The 16001-nt window shown below is 63.7% G+C and carries 23 protein-coding genes; 13 read left to right on the forward strand and 10 right to left on the reverse strand.

All coding sequences use genetic code 11. The features are described 5' to 3' along the window. Positions 1 to 109 precede the first annotated feature (109 nt). Positions 110 to 640, forward strand: a complete 531-nt coding sequence (locus JQ507_14080) for a CreA family protein (GenBank protein QRI72522.1) — start codon at positions 110 to 112, stop codon at positions 638 to 640. Between the two features lie 43 nt (positions 641 to 683). On the opposite strand, the gene JQ507_14085 is transcribed toward JQ507_14080, so the two are convergent. Then, the gene (locus JQ507_14085) at positions 684 to 911 is read right to left on the reverse strand and encodes a hypothetical protein (GenBank protein QRI72523.1); all 228 of its coding nucleotides are present in this window, start codon (positions 909 to 911) and stop codon (positions 684 to 686) included. 436 nt (positions 912 to 1347) lie between these two features. On the opposite strand from JQ507_14085, the gene JQ507_14090 reads away from it, so the two are divergent. Together JQ507_14090 and JQ507_14095 are read left to right on the forward strand one after the other, a co-directional pair. Beyond that, entirely contained in the window at positions 1348 to 1497 is a 150-nt protein-coding gene (locus tag JQ507_14090) for a hypothetical protein (protein QRI73655.1), read from the forward strand. A gap of 39 nt (positions 1498 to 1536) precedes the next feature. Further along, the gene (locus JQ507_14095) at positions 1537 to 1944 is read left to right on the forward strand and encodes a hypothetical protein (GenBank protein ID QRI72524.1); all 408 of its coding nucleotides are present in this window, start codon (positions 1537 to 1539) and stop codon (positions 1942 to 1944) included. Positions 1945 to 1995: 51 nt separating this feature from the next. Here JQ507_14095 and JQ507_14100 read toward each other — a convergent pair whose 3' ends face one another. The 3 genes from JQ507_14100 to JQ507_14110 all read right to left on the reverse strand — a co-directional run bounded on the left by JQ507_14100 (position 1996) and on the right by JQ507_14110 (position 4053). After that, a complete protein-coding gene (locus JQ507_14100; protein ID QRI72525.1) occupies positions 1996 to 2241 on the reverse strand; it encodes a hypothetical protein in 246 nt (81 codons plus the stop codon). 11 nt (positions 2242 to 2252) lie between these two features. Further along, entirely contained in the window at positions 2253 to 2402 is a 150-nt protein-coding gene (locus JQ507_14105; GenBank protein QRI72526.1) for a hypothetical protein, read from the reverse strand. A gap of 157 nt (positions 2403 to 2559) precedes the next feature. Further along, on the reverse strand, positions 2560 to 4053 hold the full coding sequence (locus JQ507_14110) for a PLP-dependent aminotransferase family protein (GenBank protein QRI72527.1): 1494 nt from the start codon (positions 4051 to 4053) through the stop codon (positions 2560 to 2562). 61 nt (positions 4054 to 4114) lie between these two features. On the opposite strand from JQ507_14110, the gene JQ507_14115 reads away from it, so the two are divergent. The 5 genes from JQ507_14115 (at position 4115) to kynU (ending at position 9263) form a co-directional block, all read left to right on the forward strand. Further along, positions 4115 to 4867 carry a pyridoxamine 5'-phosphate oxidase family protein gene (locus JQ507_14115; GenBank protein ID QRI72528.1) on the forward strand — a complete coding sequence of 251 codons (753 nt, stop codon included), beginning with the start codon at positions 4115 to 4117 and terminating at the stop codon, positions 4865 to 4867. Between the two features lie 56 nt (positions 4868 to 4923). Then, positions 4924 to 6201, forward strand: coding sequence for an ArgE/DapE family deacylase (locus JQ507_14120; protein QRI72529.1), 1278 nt, complete (start codon positions 4924 to 4926; stop codon positions 6199 to 6201). A 160-nt stretch (positions 6202 to 6361) separates the two neighbouring features. Beyond that, entirely contained in the window at positions 6362 to 7171 is an 810-nt protein-coding gene (locus JQ507_14125; protein QRI72530.1) for an alpha/beta hydrolase, read from the forward strand. A 27-nt stretch (positions 7172 to 7198) separates the two neighbouring features. Further along, positions 7199 to 8038 (forward strand): tryptophan 2,3-dioxygenase, encoded by an 840-nt coding sequence (kynA, locus tag JQ507_14130; protein QRI72531.1) that lies wholly within the window; start codon positions 7199 to 7201, stop codon positions 8036 to 8038. A gap of 10 nt (positions 8039 to 8048) precedes the next feature. Further along, positions 8049 to 9263 (forward strand): kynureninase, encoded by a 1215-nt coding sequence (gene kynU, locus JQ507_14135; protein QRI72532.1) that lies wholly within the window; start codon positions 8049 to 8051, stop codon positions 9261 to 9263. 45 nt (positions 9264 to 9308) lie between these two features. On the opposite strand, the gene JQ507_14140 is transcribed toward kynU, so the two are convergent. Next, positions 9309 to 10097, reverse strand: coding sequence for a cobalamin-binding protein (locus tag JQ507_14140; protein ID QRI72533.1), 789 nt, complete (start codon positions 10095 to 10097; stop codon positions 9309 to 9311). Positions 10098 to 10235: 138 nt separating this feature from the next. On the opposite strand from JQ507_14140, the gene JQ507_14145 reads away from it, so the two are divergent. Both JQ507_14145 and JQ507_14150 read left to right on the forward strand, forming a co-directional pair. Beyond that, a complete protein-coding gene (locus JQ507_14145) occupies positions 10236 to 10634 on the forward strand; it encodes a PaaI family thioesterase (GenBank protein ID QRI73331.1) in 399 nt (132 codons plus the stop codon). 140 nt (positions 10635 to 10774) lie between these two features. Further along, on the forward strand, positions 10775 to 11398 hold the full coding sequence (locus tag JQ507_14150) for a GNAT family N-acetyltransferase (protein QRI72534.1): 624 nt from the start codon (positions 10775 to 10777) through the stop codon (positions 11396 to 11398). 82 nt (positions 11399 to 11480) lie between these two features. Here JQ507_14150 and JQ507_14155 read toward each other — a convergent pair whose 3' ends face one another. The 3 genes from JQ507_14155 to JQ507_14165 all read right to left on the reverse strand — a co-directional run bounded on the left by JQ507_14155 (position 11481) and on the right by JQ507_14165 (position 12882). Beyond that, the gene (locus tag JQ507_14155) at positions 11481 to 11789 is read right to left on the reverse strand and encodes a hypothetical protein (GenBank protein ID QRI72535.1); all 309 of its coding nucleotides are present in this window, start codon (positions 11787 to 11789) and stop codon (positions 11481 to 11483) included. 89 nt (positions 11790 to 11878) lie between these two features. Next, positions 11879 to 12178 (reverse strand): antibiotic biosynthesis monooxygenase, encoded by a 300-nt coding sequence (locus JQ507_14160; GenBank protein QRI72536.1) that lies wholly within the window; start codon positions 12176 to 12178, stop codon positions 11879 to 11881. Positions 12179 to 12198: 20 nt separating this feature from the next. Next, a complete protein-coding gene (locus JQ507_14165) occupies positions 12199 to 12882 on the reverse strand; it encodes a hypothetical protein (GenBank protein QRI72537.1) in 684 nt (227 codons plus the stop codon). Positions 12883 to 13022: 140 nt separating this feature from the next. On the opposite strand from JQ507_14165, the gene JQ507_14170 reads away from it, so the two are divergent. Beyond that, positions 13023 to 13367, forward strand: coding sequence for a hypothetical protein (locus tag JQ507_14170; GenBank protein QRI72538.1), 345 nt, complete (start codon positions 13023 to 13025; stop codon positions 13365 to 13367). On the opposite strand, the gene fabG is transcribed toward JQ507_14170, so the two are convergent. Next, positions 13364 to 14044, reverse strand: coding sequence for a 3-oxoacyl-ACP reductase FabG (gene fabG, locus JQ507_14175; protein ID QRI72539.1), 681 nt, complete (start codon positions 14042 to 14044; stop codon positions 13364 to 13366). The two genes, JQ507_14170 and fabG, sit on opposite strands and share 4 nt — an antisense overlap. Before the next feature lie 123 nt (positions 14045 to 14167). Here fabG and JQ507_14180 point away from each other — a divergent pair, with 123 nt between their 5' ends. Together JQ507_14180 and JQ507_14185 are read left to right on the forward strand one after the other, a co-directional pair. Then, complete coding sequence (locus JQ507_14180; GenBank protein QRI72540.1) at positions 14168 to 14887, forward strand: SGNH/GDSL hydrolase family protein; 720 nt, start codon at positions 14168 to 14170, stop codon at positions 14885 to 14887. A gap of 124 nt (positions 14888 to 15011) precedes the next feature. Next, the gene (locus tag JQ507_14185) at positions 15012 to 15218 is read left to right on the forward strand and encodes a hypothetical protein (protein ID QRI72541.1); all 207 of its coding nucleotides are present in this window, start codon (positions 15012 to 15014) and stop codon (positions 15216 to 15218) included. Positions 15219 to 15245: 27 nt separating this feature from the next. Here JQ507_14185 and JQ507_14190 read toward each other — a convergent pair whose 3' ends face one another. Next, entirely contained in the window at positions 15246 to 15989 is a 744-nt protein-coding gene (locus JQ507_14190; GenBank protein ID QRI72542.1) for a tyrosine-protein phosphatase, read from the reverse strand. Between the last annotated feature and the right edge of the window lie 12 nt (positions 15990 to 16001).

Below are 16001 nucleotides of genomic sequence, written 5' to 3' on the forward strand. Positions count from 1 at the left end.
CCGAACTGTCAGCGCCTTCCTGTGCGGCGTTTGCGCACTACATAGGCGAGACCCACCCGCGGAGACCTCTATGACATCGAGAACTGTGAGCTTGTGTGACGTGCGTCGGATGTCTCGACGGGGCTGTGCGGCGCTGCTGGTGTTGCTGACCTCGTTGGTGACCCTGGGGCAGGCAGTTCCCGCGATCGCAGCCGACGAACCGGACCTGATCTTCCGCCGCTCGACGGTGTTCAAATGGGTGAGCCCCAACGACAAGCTCGCGACCTATGGCGTCGACGACCCCGAAGTCGACGGCGTCGCCTGTCACTTTACGGTGCCGGAGAAGGGCGGCTTCAAGGGCTGGCTCGGCCTCGCCGAAGAAGTCTCCGATATCTCGCTGGCTTGCCGGCAGATCGGGCCGATCCGCTTCAAGAACAAGCTCGGCCAGGGCGACGACATGTTCCGGCAGCGACGGTCGCTGTTCTTCAAGAAGATGCAGATCGTGCGCGGCTGCGACGCCAAGCGCAATGTGCTGGTTTACATGGTCTATTCGGACAAGCTGATCGAGGGCTCGCCGAAGAACTCCACGTCATCGGTGCCGATCATGCCATGGGGCGCGACCGATGCCGCCGTGCAGAAGTGCGGCGAGTTCATTCAGTAGCAGAAGCAGGGGCTTGGCCCGGGTGGTTCAAGCAACTGGCGAGCTAGCGCTTGGTTTGCCCGAACTGGTTCGCGCGCATGCTGAAGCCCGGCTTGAGCTTTGAGTCGCGGCAGCCGACGAGGCGGACCAGCTTCTGCGGCGCGCACTCATTGTCGCCCATCACATGAGCACCCTGCTGCGGCATCGCGGCGGTCATCTGCTGCCGCTGGCCGGACTTGCCGGCCACGGATTCATTGCCAACACCGATGTTGCCATTGCCCACGACTGACATCCCTCGTTGGATTGGATCGTTGGATCACGATCATGACAACGTGCCACCGCGGAGATGGTTGCACGGTGCCCAGATGAGTCGACCGAACCGTCCGCTGGTTCACGCCGCCCTTCTGCGCTGCTTCCTGTCTCAGCAGAGGAAAGTTAAGAAAGCGCGGTAGCCCACTCAATTCGCAGGCATAATCGAACCACCGACAGCCGGGTCGGTTGACCGCTCGAAATCTTGATCAGGCTGCTTTATCGAGCGCCACCATTGAAAGCATTGGGATTTTCCGCCGAATGTTTCGTCGAGCATCGGCCGACGAAACAATTCTCATTCCGACGAAACCATTTTCGGCTTGTTCCGCAGAACTCCCGAAACGGCAGATCGTTATCAATCCGTCAACACAACGGCGCCAGGCGCCGACCCGAATGACGGAGACTGTCAGATGCGGACCATGAGCCTTATCCTCGCCTTCGCCTTCGTGATGGCCGGTTCGTCGATGGCCGGGACCCCCGACAACGGTTTGCCCGGCATCGGCACCTTCTCCTATAACGGCTCGCCGGTCGTCACCTCGGCCCCGATGGTGGTGGCGCAGGCCAACTGATCGCGACGCGCAAAACAGAAACGCCGGTAAAGGCTTCCCATGTTGCTCCGAATTTGTTCCGCCGCGATGTTCGCATCGTTCGCCTTGACCGGCGTTTTGGCGGGTTCCGCGCAGGCCCAATCCCAACTTCCGCTCGAATCGATGCAGATCCGGTCGCTGTACCGGGTGCCTGAGCCGCGCGACGAATTCGTGCGCCAGTGCGCGCCGCATATGCTCGGCCGCTGGGCGCATCCGGAAGCCGTCTGCGGTTGCCTGCATGACCACGCGGCTGCGACGGTGGACGATCCCGATCTGCGCCAGGCGCTGTTGCGCGGAATCAGCGAGACCGGCGTGCCGACCATCGAGACCGATTGGGTGCCGCCCTCCAAGCAAAGCGAAATCGGCCCGACGTTCACCAAGATCGCCAAGCCGACCCTGCAATGCATGTTCGAGCCGATCTCGAACTGAGTAGCGTTTCGATGTTGGGATGAAGGAAGCGCCTCCCGACAGCGAGGCGTTTTACTTTTTGGCGAGCCGCGGCACGCAGGTGAGGGTCCGAACCACACCGGTCTCGCTCAGCCTGGAGCCGATGACCTGCTTGATCTGCCCGGCCGGGCACGAACCATCATCGACGAGGACCCGCTGACCGACCCTCAGGTCGACGATGTCGCCCTCGCGCATCAAGGCCTGCTGCGCAGAGGCGGAGTGAGCGATCGCACCAAGTGCGACGGCGCCGACCAGCGCGACCAGCCTCATGCGCAGCATCGCTGTCTCCTTCACTTGTTCTGGATCTTGAGCCCGTCGGGGCCGACATTGATCTGCAAGCCTTCGGGTTGCTTCTTCGCCTGATAAAGATTGTAACCGAGCATGCCTGCGATCACGACCAGCGCGCCGATCACGAGATACAGGACGTTGCGATTGGGCATCCGGTATCTCCTTGGGCGGACACTGACTGAACGAGCGGCGACCATAGTCAGGCGGCTCCGATTCTCCTAGAGCATGATCCGGAAAAGTGCGAAGCGGTTTTCCGAAAAGACCATGCTCAAACAACGAGCTAAAGCGCCATGACGATTCAATCCAATCTCATCGCGCTTTGGGACCTCGCGCCTTCGTGGATTGCTTGCGCGTCGCGCGCAGCGCTGTCAGCGTTGTCTTCGCCAGTTGTTCCGCCGCCGCGACGAGTTGCGGAACCGGATGACCGGAGAATCCCAGCACGAAGCCAGGCAGTGGCCGCGCGCGACGATAGGTCTCGGCGAGCAGCCAGCCGCCGACGCCTGCGGCTGCCTTTGCCTGCGCAGCAACCAGCGGGTCGGTTGCGGGATCGAGCCGCGCCACGAGATGCAGGCCCTGTGACGGCACGGGAACCGTGAGCTCACCCTCCGATGCGTCGGTAAGTGTCGCGGCCAGGACGTCGCGCGCCTCGCGATAGAGCTTTCGCGACTTGCGCAGATTGGCAGCGAAGGCACCGGAGTTCAGCATGTCGGCAACCGCGCCTTCCATCAACGTGCCGGGAAAGCGGTCGAGCGCGGCGCGCGCCGCCGTCACCGGACCGATCAAGGCCTCGGGCAGGGCGCAGTAACCGATCCGCAATCCCGGAAACAGCGTCTTGGCAAACGTGCCCATGTAGATCACACGGCGCAGATGATCGATGCCGGCAAGCGAGAGCAGCGGCGCGCCGTCATAGCGGAACTCGCTGTCGTAGTCGTCCTCGAACACGAAGGCGCCGGCGTCCCTGGCCCAGTCGAGCAGTTCGAGCCGGCGCGGCATCGACATCTGCACACCGAGCGGAAACTGGTGCGACGGCGTGACATAGGCGGCGCGCGCCTGCGGCCCGGAGATGCGCCCCTTGTCGATGCGCATGCCGGCGCCATCGACCGACACCGAGACCGGCCGATAGCCGCAATGCTCGATCGCGCGCCGCGCCGCCGGATAGCCGGGGTCTTCGCACCAGACCTTGTCGCCAGGCTTGAGGATGGCCCCGAGCACGATGCGCAGCGCGTGCAGCGTGCCCGAGGCCAGCATGATCTGGTCGGGGTCGCAGCGCAGCCCGCGCGCCGACAGCAGATGATCCGATATCGCGGCGCGCAACTCGCTGCTGCCGCGGGGATCGCCGTAGTGCAGATGCTCGGACCCGAAGGCGCGTAGCCTGCGGCCGGCAAAGGCGCGGAAGCGCTGCAGCGCGCGCTCGTCGATATGGGTGCAGCCGAGCGAGAGCGCATTGTGCTGCGGCGGCTCGATCTCGATCTTGGTGCGTCGCTCTGCACCGGCCCGCGCCGGAATCCGCGGCGCGACGAACGTACCGGAGCCAGTGGTCGCCACCGCAAAGCCGTCGGCGATCAGGCGCTCATAGGCCGTGGTGACGGCGTTGCGGCGAAAGCCGGTTTGTTTGGCCAGCATGCGCGACGGCGGCAGCGGCTCGCCCGGCTTGACCAGGCCGCCGACGATGGTGTGGCACAGAGCCTGATAGAGCCGCTGCTGCGAGGCCGCGCCCGGCGTCACATGCGGGCCGGTGAGGTCGAGCGGCAGCTCCGGCTTGCGCGCCGCTGGTTCTCGGGAATTGGTCGGAATTTTTCGCATGGAATTGGCACTATCGCAGACCAAATGAACAGCTACAACTCTGGACAGATTCCAGATTTCAATGAGGCGAGCCGTGACCGAAGGCGCATCCACTCCGTCCTATCCCAAGTCGTCCTACCCAACGTCGTCCCGCAACCGGGTCAAGCGTCGCCATGACCGCGGCTTCTACGATCATGCCACCGTGCACAGGATCCTGGACGCTTCGATGCTGTGCCACGTCTCCTACGTGATCGACGGCCAGCCCTATTGCACGCCGACCTTCTTCTGGCGCGAGGGCACCAAACTCTATTGGCACGGCTCGAGCGCGAGCCGCATGCTGGAGAACCAGTCCGAGGGCCAGCGCGTGTGCCTGACGGTTGCCCATCTCGACAGCCTGGTGCTGGCGCGCTGCGGTTTCAATCACTCGGCCGACTATCGCGCGGTGATGGCGTTCGGGTCGGCCTATCTCGTCACCGATCCCGAGGAGAAGGAGCGGGCGGTCGTCGCGATGGTCGATCGCTTCTTTCCCGACCGCACCGCGGGCCTGCGCGCCAGCAACAAGCAAGAGATCAAGGCGACCTCGTTCATCGCGATGGAGATCGAGGAGGCCTCGGCCAAGGTACGCGCCAAGGGCGTCGCCGACGACGACGAGGATTACGAACTGCCGATCTATGCCGAGCGGATTCCGGTGCGCACCGTGCTCGGTGCGCCCGAGCCGTGTCCGCGGCTGCTCGACGGCGTGACGCGGCCGAAGACGCTCGATGGCTATTCCGAAGGCCGTCTGCTCGAAGATGCATTGCGGGATGCCTATTTTGCGCAATACCCGGCCGGGTGAAAGCAGGTTACGCTGCGGCTCCCACCTTGTCTGATGTCCCCCCATGGAGCTGCCGCATGACTGCCGAGACGCAACAACGAATCCTTGCCGCCGTTGACGAGGGATTCGATGCGCAGCTTGCGACGACGCAGGCCTTCGTCGCGATCCCCTCGACCCGCGGCGCCGAGGGGCCGTGCCAGGACATGATCGGCGATTTGCTGCGCGAGCGCGGCTACGAGGTCGACGACTGGCACATCAATCTCGACGATCTCAGAGATCTGCGCGGATTCGGCCCGATCGAGCATGATTTCTCGAAGGCGCGCACGGTGGTCGGCACCTACCGCCCCGCGACCAATGCCGGCAAATCGCTGATCCTGCAGGGGCACTGCGACGTTGTGCCGACCGGTCCATTGGAGATGTGGGAGACGCCGCCGTTCTCGCCCGTCATCAAGGACGGCAGGATGTACGGCCGCGGTGCCTGCGACATGAAGTCCGGCACCATCGCCGCGCTCTATGCGCTGGATGCGATCAAGAAGGCCGGATTGAAGCCGACCGCGCGGATTCATTTCCAGTCCGTGATCGAGGAGGAGAGCACCGGCGTCGGCGCGCTCTCGACCTTGCAGCGCGGCTATCGCGCCGATGCCTGCTTCATCCCGGAGCCGACCAACGGCAAGATGATCCGCTCGCAGGTCGGCGTGATCTGGTTCCGCCTGAAGGTGCGTGGCTTCCCGGTGCATGTGTTCGAGGCCGGTGCCGGATCGAACGCGATCATGGCGGCGTATCACCTGGTGCACGCGCTGGAGAAGCTCGAGATCGCCTGGAACGAGCGCGCCAAGGCCGACAAGCATTTCAAGGACGTCAATCATCCGATCAACTTCAACCCCGGCATCATCAAGGGCGGCGACTGGGCCTCCAGCGTGCCGGCCTGGTGCGACGTCGACTGCCGCATTGCGGTGCTGCCGGGCTGGTCGATCACCGAGTGCCAGAAGGAGATTCTGGCCTGCGTGTCGGCGGCGGCGCGCGACCACCGCTTCCTTTCCAACAATCCGCCGCAGGTCGAATGGTCGGGCTTCCTGTCGGAGGGCTACGAGCTGGTGAATTCCGAGGCGCCGGAAGCCGCATTCGCCAGGGCGCACCAGGCGGTCTATGGCGGGGCGGTGGAGGATCGCGCCTTCACCGCGCTGACCGACACACGGTTCTACGGCCTGAACTACGACATCCCGAGCCTCTGCTTCGGCGCCAGCGGCGCGGCGATGCACGGGTTCAACGAGTATGTCGAGCTGGACTCGCTGCGGCAAGCGACCAAGGCCATGGCGCTGTTCATCACGGAGTGGTGCGGGGTGGAGAAGGCGTAGCCTTTCTGCATTGCGGGCCCGCCGCGCTATCGCTCCGTTTGCCGGGGAGGGATCGGGCGCGGGTCAACCAGATGCTTTAGGTTTAAAATAAAGGCTGGGCGAACAGCCGCGCCGGTGGCAAAATGGCGCCTGATCGACGGCGAGTCTCCGAGGAGCCACGATGCGCGATTGGGATGATGCCTACGCCAATTCGGCCCACGTGCCGGGGTCGGATGCGCTGCCGGCGCGGTGGGCGGAGCGGGCTGCGGCCTATCGTGCCGGACTTAAATCATTCAAGGCGGATATTGCCTATGGATCGGGAGAGCGGCAGCGTCTCGACCTGATCCTGCCGGACGGCGACAGCAAAGGTCTCGTCGTCTTCGTGCATGGCGGTTACTGGATGCGCTTCGACAAATCGTCATGGACCGACCTCGCCGAGGGTGCGCGAAGCCACGGCTGGACGGTGGCGCTGCCGAGCTACACGCTGGCACCGGCCGCGCGCATCTCGGACATCACGGCCGAGATCGCGGGCGCGATCGCTTCGGCTGCTGCCCAAGTCTCCGGGCCTATTCGATTGGTCGGTCATTCCGCAGGCGGCCATCTCGTTACGCGCATGCTGTGCGACGATAGCCGTCTCGAACCTGAGGTCTACGACAGGATCGTGGCGACGCTGTCGATCAGCGGTCTGCACGACCTGCGACCGCTCCTGAAGACGGCAATGAACGGGACGCTGCGGATGAACATGGGCGAGGCGGCGCTCGAAAGCGCCGCTTTGCATCTGCCACGAGGCAAGTCGCCGCTGACCACCTGGGTCGGCAGAAGCGAGCGACCCGAGTTCATCCGTCAGGCTGAGCTGATGGCTAACATCTGGACCGGATTCGACGTGCCCACGCATCTCGTCGTCGACCCCGGGCATAACCATTTTACTGTTGTCGATGGGCTGAAGGATCCATCCTCTGCCATCACGAGGTGCCTTCTGGGCCTTGCTTGAGGCGGAGATCGATCGAGAGGATGTGTCATGAGCAGCAACGACTACGATCCCGCGGTCGAGGGCGCCGAGACCGATTTCGCCCGGAAAATGTCGTATAGCGACTATCTGCAACTCGATGCGCTGCTCGGCGCCCAGCACCCGATTTCCGACGCGCATGACGAGATGCTCTTCATCATCCAGCATCAAACCTCCGAATTGTGGATGCGGCTCGCCATCCACGAGCTCCGGGCCGCCCGCCACGCCATCGCCCGCGAAGAAGTGTCACCGGCGATGAAGATGCTCGCGCGTGTCTCCCGCATCTTCGAGCAGTTGAACAATGCCTGGGACGTGCTGCGGACCATGACGCCCAGCGAATATACCCATTTCCGCTCGCGGCTGGGACAATCCTCGGGCCTCCAGTCGTATCAATACCGGCTGATCGAGTATCTGCTCGGCAATCGCAACGGCGCGATGTTGAAGCCGCATGCGCATGACTCCGAGGTGACGGCTTTGCTCAAGACCGAGCTTGCGACGCCGAGTCTTTATGACGAGGTGCTCCGGCTTGCCGACCGCAAGGGGCTCACCATGCCCGCGACCGTCCTGTCACGCGACGTCCACGAGACCCATCACTTCGACCAGGGCGTGATGCAAGCCTGGCGCCGCGTCTACGAAGCTCCGGAGGCCAATTGGACGCTCTACGAGCTCGCCGAGAAACTGGTCGACTTCGAGGATTATTTTCGCCGCTGGCGCTTCAATCACGTGACGACGGTGGAGCGTGTCATCGGCTTCAAGCGCGGCACCGGCGGTACTGGCGGGGTCAGCTATCTCAAGCGGATGCTCGAGGTCGAGCTGTTTCCCGAACTGTGGCGTGTCCGCACCGTCCTCTAGGCGAATTGTCATGATCGAAGCGAAATCGCAGCTGCGCGTCTACGACGACACCAAGGCGATGTTCCATCTGCCTGCTGACGTCATCTATCTTGACGGCAACTCGCTTGGTGCGCTGCCACTGGGCGTTGCCGAACGCGTTGCGCATGTCATCACGGCCGAGTGGGGCGATGAGCTCATTCGCGCCTGGAACAGTGCCGGCTGGTATGTGCAGCCGCGCCGCGTGGGCGACCGCATCGCTCGCCTGATCGGCGCCGCGTCCGGTACGGTGATGATTGGCGACACGCTGTCGCTCAAGGTCTATCAGGCGCTTGCGGCCGCACTCGAGATGAACCGGGAGCGCAAGGTCGTTCTGTCCGACACGGGTAATTTCCCGACCGATCTCTATATGGCGGAAGGCCTGATCGCCACGCTCGGGCGCGGCCATCAATTGCGGCTGGTGGCCCCGGAGGAGGTCGAGCCATCGCTGTCGGACGAGGTTGCGGTGCTCTATTTGACTGAGGTCGACTACCGCACCGGCCGTCGCCACGATATGCGGACCCTGACGGCGAAGGCGCATGCGCTCGGCATCGTCACGGTCTGGGATCTGGCCCATTCGGCCGGCGCGCTGCCGGTCGACCTCGCCGGCGTCGGCGCCGATTTCGCAGCCGGCTGCACCTACAAATATCTCAACGCTGGACCCGGCGCGCCGGCCTTCCTTTACGTCGCGCCGAAGCATGCCGATCAAGCGCGCGCCGCGTTGTCGGGCTGGATGGGGCACGCAAAGCCGTTCGCCTTCGATCTTGGTTATCAACCTGCTGATGGCGTCGAGCGCATGCGTGTCGGCACACCGCCGGTGCTGGCGATGGCCGCGCTGGAGGCATCGCTCGACATCTGGGATCGTGTCGATATGGGCGAAGTCCGCGCTCGCTCGCTCGCGCTAGGCGACCTGTTGATAGCTGAGATCGCGCGACGCTGTCCGTCGCTGAGGCTGGTAACGCCGCCGGCGCATGCGCAGCGTGGGTCGCAGGTTTCCTTCGCCTTCGCCGGCGGATATGCCGCCATGCAGGCGCTGATTGCCCGCGGCGTGATCGGTGACTTCCGGGCGCCTGATATCATGCGGTTCGGGATCACACCGCTCTATATCGGCGAAGCGGAGGTGCTGAAGGCCGCCGAGATCATTGAGGAAGTGATCAATGGCGAGGTGTGGCGCCGGCAAGAATATCAGGTCGTGAATGCGGTGACGTGAGCAACGAGCGCTATCCCAAAGCCTTATACTGATTGAGGCGAGTAATCATGGGTGCCGCGACCACAACGCATTGACGATCGCATCGAGCCCATCGGTCAGCGCGGCGGGGCCGGGCTGCAAAATGATCGGCGACTTGATCTCGACGATGCGATCGTTGCGGACGGCCGGAATGTCGCTCCAGCCGCCACGGGCCCTGATGCGGTCGACCACGACCTTCTTGCCGCACCAGGATGCCAGGATCACGTCGGGCATCGCTGCGCGCACGGCATCTGCCGAGACGATGCGATCCCTGGCGGCCTTGTGCGCACGCAGGTGCGGCAGAGCGTCCTCGCCGCCGGCGATCTCGATCAGTTCGGACACCCAGCCGATGCCGCTGATCAGCGGCTCGTCCCATTCCTCGAAATAGACTTTTGGCCGCGGCGTCGGACGTGGCGTTGCCGCAATCTTGGCCAGCCGTTGTTCGAGGCCTTGCGCGAGCCGCTCGCCGCGATCGGCCGCGCCTACCATCGCACCGAGGCTGCGGATCATTGCGAGGATGCCGGCGACGTCGCGCTGATTGAAGACATGAACGGCGACACCGGCGCGCACGAGATCGGCGACGATGTCGGCCTGCAGGTCGGAGAAGGCGAGCACCAGATCGGGGTCGAGCGCCAGGATCTTCGGTATGTCGGCGGAGATGAATGCCGACACCCGCGGCTTCTCGCGGCGGACCTGCGGCGGGCGCACCGCGTAGCCTGAGACCCCGACGATGCGGTCCTGCTCGCCGAGCAAATACAGCGTTTCGACCGTCTCTTCGGTCAAGCAGACGATCCGGCGGGGAGGGAAGTCGCGCATCGACGACGGTATGCAGGCTTGGCGGCCCGTTGTCACCGACGGCATAACGTCATGGTCGCCATTACCTCGGACGTCATTGCCGCGCCCGGCCGGTCCATCCATCATGCCGGTACGAAGGCTACAAAGCAGGGAGTGCCCATGACGCCGCTCGAAAAGATCCAGTCGATGAAGATGCCGTTCGCGGAACTGAAGGGCGTCATCTTCACCGAGGCCAGCCAGGATCGCGTGGTCGCGCGGATGGTGGTGCGGCCAGACCTCTGTACCCTGCGGAACACGATCCACGGCGGCGCAGTGATGGCCTTTGCCGACTCGGTCGGCGCGGCCGCCACCGTGATCAACCTGCCTGAGGACGCCAAAGGCACCACGACGCTGGAGAGCAAGACCAACTTCATCGGCGGCGCCAAGGAGGGGAGCACTGTGATCGCCACGGCGACGCCGGTTCACCGGGGCCGCCGGACCCAGGTCTGGCAGACCAGGCTGGAAACCGAGGATGGGAAACTGGTTGCGGTCGTTACCCAGACGCAGCTGGTATTATGATGTGGCAATGATGTGATTTTCTGATCACATCACTGTTTATTTAAATGAATCTAGACACTTGAATTATATGGTGCGGCGCACAATATAGGACGGGTTAGGGAGTCGACGCCTCCTCGAGGGCTACCAAGAGGAGTTATGAAGTGAACCACGATTCCATCAGTTCGACATCTGCCCGAGGCACCGTGCGGACGTTGAGCCAGCAGGAGGAGCTTCCTCTGCTGCGCGATCATCTGCTGAGACTGGATCGAACCAGCCGTCATGATCGTTTTCATGGCTTCATCGACGACAGTTTCATCCGCCGCTATGCCGAGCGCTGCGCCAACGACGGCACGGTCATCATCGCCTATTTCGAGGATGGCGTGGTTCGCGGTGCGGCCGAGCTGCATCCGCCGGAGCAGTCGCCCGACGCGCAGCCCGAGATCGCCTTCAGCGTCGAGCGGTCGGTGCGGCGCAAGGGCGTCGGCAGCACGCTGTTCCGCAAGCTGATCGCCGAGGCGCATGCCAAGGGCTACACAAGCCTGCGCATCACCACCGGCGCGCAGAACGACGCGATGCGCGCGCTTGCCACCAAGTTCGGTGCGCAGCTGACGTTCCGCCACGGCGAGTCGACCGGCAGCATCGACCTGACCGAGCAACACCAACCCGTGCCTGCGCCGACGATCGCCCCGGTGACAGCTGTCGCGGCCGCGTGCGCGCTCGTCGACATGAACCGGGCCTATTGGCGAATGGTGATGCAGATGTCCGGCTGGGGCCGGGCCGCCTGAGCTCAAAAACTCAGATCAAATACAAAAAGGGCAATCCGCTCAGCGGATTGCCCTTTTTCTTTGAACCAACGGATGTTGCTTTTCAGGTGCCGGTGCGTTTGTCGATCGCGAAGCGGCGGACCACGCGGCGCTCGACCACGACGGAGCGCTGGGCGCCCTGTTCGCCGGCGATCACGCGGGTTGCGGTGCCGGTGCGGGCGCTGACACGCGCGGTCTTCTTCACCTCGGCCAGCACCTCGTCATAGGGCAGGCCCATCAGGGACGATGCGATCTCGGCCTGGGCCTCCACGTCGTCGGTGATACCGATGGCGGCGAAGATTGCCTCTTCCAGCGTCGGCGGATCGTGCCGCACGCGCCTAGTGCCGTATTTGGTGTTCCAGTCTCCGCTCATCGCCGCCTCATCCTTGAATCGCGGAAGATACGTAAGGTGCCCAATGTTGCATTGCAATATGAATGTAGGATGGCAATACAGCCATGCAGCTAGAGTCTCTCAATCTTGTGAGCGTCATAAAGTTCGATGGTGGTCGTCGCAGCTGCCAGAGATTGCAGGGAGCGGACGAAATCGCGCGATGCGGGGACCGCGAAATGCGCCGCCAGCGCGGCGCGGTCGGCCCATTGCTCGAAAAACACCAGCCTGAGCGGATTCTCGCAGTCGACATGGACTGCGTGCGAGATGCAGCCGGGTTCGGTGCGTGAGCGATGCACATGCTCGAGGCTCAAACGCTTCACCTCGTCGAACGAGTCGGGGCGGGCGGTGACGCTGCCGGTGACGACAATCATGATCTCCCCCAGTTGGTTAGTTACGGGGCAGCTTCTGCCCCTGACGTACCATTCGGCTGCTGCGGCCAGCGCTTCAGCGCGGCGCGGCCGGCATCGGTCAGCACATAGATGCCGCGCTCGGCGCGATCGAACCAGCCGTAGACATTATGCTGCAGGATCTTGCCGGCGTCAGGGCATTCGGCCCGCAGGTCCTTGACGCGCCGCGGTCCATCCGACATCGCGGAGGCGCAGGCCAGCGCCTGCTGCCGATACGCGGTCATGATCGGCGCACGCGTCGATCCGCCCATTGCAGGATCGCCCTTGCGCTTGCGATGCTCGGTGATCAGGCGCGAGCGCTTCTTCGGATTGCGCCGTGGTGTCGCGGTCGGCGGCGGCACCAGCACCTCGACGTCGCCGCGGTCGGTGACGCCGAGCATGCCGAAGCCGAGCCGCCGGCACAGATTGCGATACCGCGCGTCGCTCTCGCGGCCCTTGCCGCGGGCCGAAACCTTGGCCGCGATCCATATCTCGTCGGCAGCACCGGCGCGATCGACCGCCTGCAGGATCAGTTCCAGATTGAAGGCGAGCTTGAGCTCTCCAACCACGACAACGGGCGGATCATCGCCGCTCAGCGCCACGAGGTCACAGCCGCCGATCTCGCCCTTCACCGTGAAGCCGAGCTTTTCGAGGAAGCGTTTGATGGGCGGATAAAGCGTGGTTTCCAACAGGCAGGCTCCTGCGGCATCCGGCCGCGACTCGGTGCCGCAGCATAGCGCGGAATTGCGCCCATTGCGGCGGATCGAATTTGCCCAGAGCGCGGCCGAGCGGCTATTGTCGGGCCGGGGACAATGGCGCGACCATTCGCATGATCCGGAACGGGCTCTATCACATCACCGTCGAATTTCTCGACGGCGTCTCTGGCGGCAACCAGGGCGTCATGGTGCTGCGCGACGGCCAGATGCGCGGCGGCGACTCGTTCTTCTTCGCCTATGGCAGCTACACCGCGGCCGACGGCAAGTGGAAGGGCGAGGTCACCAACGAGGAACATTCGCCGACCTATGGCGAGCGTCCGATCTGGGAACGCAAGGTGGTGACCATCGGGTTTACCGGCTCCTACACCGATGAGACCGCGGAGGGCGAAGGCATAGCGCTCGCCGGCAAGCAGAGCATCCGCTTCAGGTCGAAGCTGCGGCTCTTGGTTGCGGACTAGACCCGCCCGTTGACCGGCAGCAGCGCGCCGGTGACGGCACTCGCGGCGTCGCTGGCGAGGAACAGGATCACCTCGGCGAGTTCCTTCGGCGTCACCCATTTGGAGATATCGGCCTTCGGCATCGCGGCGCGATTGGCGGCAGTATCGATGATCGACGGCAGCACGGCGTTGACCGTGACCTTGCCCTTGAGCTCGGCGGCGAGCGACTCGGTGAGGCGGTGCACGCCGGCCTTCGAGGCGGCGTAGGGACCCATGCCGGAGGCGGCCTGCAAGGCGCCGAGCGCGCCGATATTGATGATGCGTCCGGCGCCGGATTTGATGAGGTGCGGGATCGCCGCGCGCGAGGTGTTGAATGCCGTCATCACGTTCATCGCATACATGCGTTGCCAGGTCGCGGGATCGCCGTCGCTCACCGCCTCGAAGGTGAAGCCGCCGGCGATGTTGATCAGTCCGTCGAGCCGGCCGAAATGCGCGGCCGCCTTGTCGATCGCAGCGGTCGCATGCACGGTGTCGGTGAGATCGACGCCACCGAGCTCGATACGATCGGCGGTTGCCGCAAGCTGCGAGGCGGCGTGATCGATGCCGGCGACGCGCGCCCCGCGCGCGAGGGCTTCTTCGGCGACCACTTTGCCAAGCGCGCCAAGGGCGCCGGTGATGACGATGGCTTTTCCGTTCATGGCGGTCTCCGTATCAGCAACAGGTTCCTGTCCACTATGATCAGGCGGATTTCATTTGCAATGCAGGGCCATTTTGCGGCGAGATATGCAACGTGAGATGGCGCCAACGAGCGAGTATTTCAAATGGTTGATAGTTTGATGTTTGCCGATCTGCCTGCCGATGTCATCGGTTTCAAATACAAATTGCCTTGCCTAGCTAGGGCAATCGCCGGCGGCGGTCCGATCAAGATCGTCGCTATGGGATCGTCGTCGACCGCCGGTAGAGCGGATGTCCTGCCGTATCCCTATTGGCTCGAGATGTATTTGCGGAACGATCCGGCGACCCACGGCAATGCGCGGATCGATGTTATCAATCGCGGCCGAGGCGGCGAGGAGGCCGACAAGGAGTTCGATCGCTTTCAGGAGGACATTTTCGAGCTCGAGCCGACGTTGGTGATCTGGCAGGTTGGAACCAACGCGGTCTTTCACCGACAGGACTACAACATCGAAGCCGTTGCCCAGAAGATCGAAGCGGGACTCGATCTGTTGCGTGCCAAGTCGACCAAGATGGACGTCATGCTGATTGATCCGCAATATGTCACGGCCATGCTGAAGGATGACAAGGCGGAGCTCTCGGAATGCATGGTGAAGCTGATTTCGAAAAAGGCAGAACTCAAGGGTGTCAGCGTTTTTCACCGCTGGGCGCTGATGCGGCATTGGCACGTGCATAACAATATCTCGTTCGAGCGCATGATCGATCCGACCGATCCGGACCAACTGCACCAGAGCGACGCAAGCACGCAGCGGCTCGCCCGCGGGCTGTGCGACACGATCCTGAAGGCGACCCAGAGCGCCGAAACCTGACGTGCGGGCTTCACTACGTAAGACTACGGGGAGGACAGGTTCGATAAAATTTGCGGCAGTTCTGTAAGTCGTTTGCAGAACCCTTTCCGTACAAGCGGAACCTCAGCCAAGGTAGGGGTTTGCAATGGGATATCTTCCGGATCACGGTTTACCGCTCGTTCAGCTTAAGGAGCAGCGGCGTGACCTCGTCGTGGCGCTGCAGAATCGTACCGGACCGGTGAGCAGCTGGGAATTGATGCAGATCGCGGCGATCCAGCAGGCCATCTCGGCCTTCGAGGACGTGATCGCCGATCTCGATGCGGAGCTCGAGCTTGAGGCCGCGGCGGCCTGAGCCAAGTCTACTGATCGAGCGACCTGATCAGGTCTGCAGATAGCGGCCTTCAAGCGCCTTCCGCTCGGCCGGGCCGAGCCCGAGGCCATCGCGGAAATAGCCGTCGAGGCTGCCATAGTCGGCATCGATCGCCTCGAACGAAGCCTCCAGAAACGCCTCGCGCACGGTGCCGAGCACCTGCTTGACGTCGTCGGGCAGCTCGGTGCTGTGAGCCGGATCGCGCTTGTAGAACCGGTTGGTCAGGAGATAGTCGTCCGCGATCACCTGCTCGGACACGCCGAGCGCGTGCAGGATCAGCGCGCAGGCAAAGCCGGTGCGATCCTTGCCCGCCGTGCAGTGGATCACCAGCGGCGCGCGGTCTTCGAGCAGATGGGTAAACAGCGTGCGATAGCGCGGTGTGTTGTCCTGCACATAGCCGCGATAGGAATCCCGCATCACGTCGATCGCGTCGGCTTCGGACAGCTCGCGGTTGCCAGCGATCTTACGCAGCGCGGCCACTACCGTCGGCTCGACGGGCAGGGAATGCACGGTGACGTCATTCATGCCGCACAGCGCCTCGGCGCGCTCGGCGACGCCGCGGAAATCGAATGCGCTTCTGACCCCGAGGCCACGCACCACGGCGACGTCCTGCTCGGTGAGATGCGCCAGATGATTGGAGCGGAAGATCTGCCGCCAGCGCACTGTCCGGCCGTCACGCGTCTGGTAGCCGCCGAGGTCACGAAAATTGCTGGCGCCGGCGAGATTGAGGTGACGGGCAGGAGCTTCTGACATCGGGCGGGCCTG

This window comes from Bradyrhizobium sp. PSBB068, assembly GCA_016839165.1.
In the GTDB taxonomy this organism is placed as follows: Bacteria; Pseudomonadota; Alphaproteobacteria; order Rhizobiales; family Xanthobacteraceae; genus Bradyrhizobium.